The organism is Halomicronema sp. CCY15110, from assembly GCF_016888165.1.
Lineage (GTDB): Bacteria > Cyanobacteriota > Cyanobacteriia > Phormidesmidales > Phormidesmidaceae > Halomicronema.
In genome coordinates, this window is record NZ_JACSWC010000199.1 from 1 (window position 1) to 1,034 (window position 1,034).

Here is a 1,034-nt window from a genome sequence, read left to right on the forward strand (position 1 = left end):
GAGTTTCGACTCCGCTCAACTCTCGATACTGGTAGGTTGAGCGAAGTCGAAACCGGATTGAACGGGTACTTTATTTAATTGCAGATCCCTTAGTACTCGATATTGCCTAAATGTCCCGAGCGCCGCATCAACTCCGACTGGGTTTTTGGGTGTCATGTCCCCCCTGAATCTAATAATGGTTCTGACGTTGTGTGTCAGTCTCAACACAAGGGGCTCAAAATACCTGTAATTTTGGGTCAGTCGTGATGTCAATCTGACGCTGTTATACCGTCTTCGCCTGTTTGTCTATGATCTATCTCTATGCTCTCTGCCCGAGTTCGACCGTGGCCGAAAACCTCCCGGAAGGCATTGGCACGGCTCCGGTAGAAGTGCTCACGGTAGGGCTATTGGGGGCAGTGATCGAGCGAGATGTCGATATTGTTCAAATTCAAGCAGACGATACGCAGTTGATGGCGGCGGTGTTGGCCCACGATCGCATTTTGGGCCATTTGTTTATCCATCACCCACTTTTGCCACTCCGGTTTGGCACCCAATTTAACGACATTGATTCTGTCATCACCTTTCTCGAAGCCCAAGGCGAGACTTATCAGCAAAAGCTCAGTCACCTGCAAGGCCGGGCGGAATATCTGGTCAAACTCATGCCGCAGCCGCTAGAGTTGCCAGAGATCGCCAGTGACCTCAAAGGGCGCGAGTACTTTTTAGCGAAAAAGCAGCGCTTGCAAGATCACACTGCCGCCATCAATCAACAAGCCGACGAGTTACAAAATTTCTTGGCCGATTTGGCCACGCAAGATATTCCAATCGTGCGCAGCGCCTCCCAGGACAATGAAGAGCGCCTGCATGTGCTGTTATCACGCGATACCAACGCCGCCCAACAGTTGGTAAATGCTTGGCAGGAACAGCTGACCACCTGGCAAGTCGTGTGCAGTGAGCCGCTACCGCCTTATCACTTTGCGGCTTAGGGACTTGCGCGCAAAAAAGATCCCCATGAACCGAGTTTCGACTCCGCTCAACTCTCGATACTGGTAGGTTGA

1 protein-coding gene is annotated in these 1,034 nt (G+C 51.5%); it reads left to right on the top strand.

The window, feature by feature from the left end; all coding sequences use genetic code 11:
• Positions 1 to 287: 287 nt before the first annotated feature.
• Positions 288 to 962 (top strand): GvpL/GvpF family gas vesicle protein, encoded by a 675-nt coding sequence (locus JUK32_RS06180; protein WP_239112376.1) that lies wholly within the window; start codon positions 288 to 290, stop codon positions 960 to 962.
• The last annotated feature ends 72 nt before the right edge of the window (positions 963 to 1,034 follow it).

Bases quoted from the DNA above. Each gene is read 5' to 3' on its own strand.
- JUK32_RS06180 (WP_239112376.1), top strand. From the start codon at position 288: ATGATCTATCTCTATGCTCTCTGCCCGAGTTCGACCGTGGCCGAAAAC.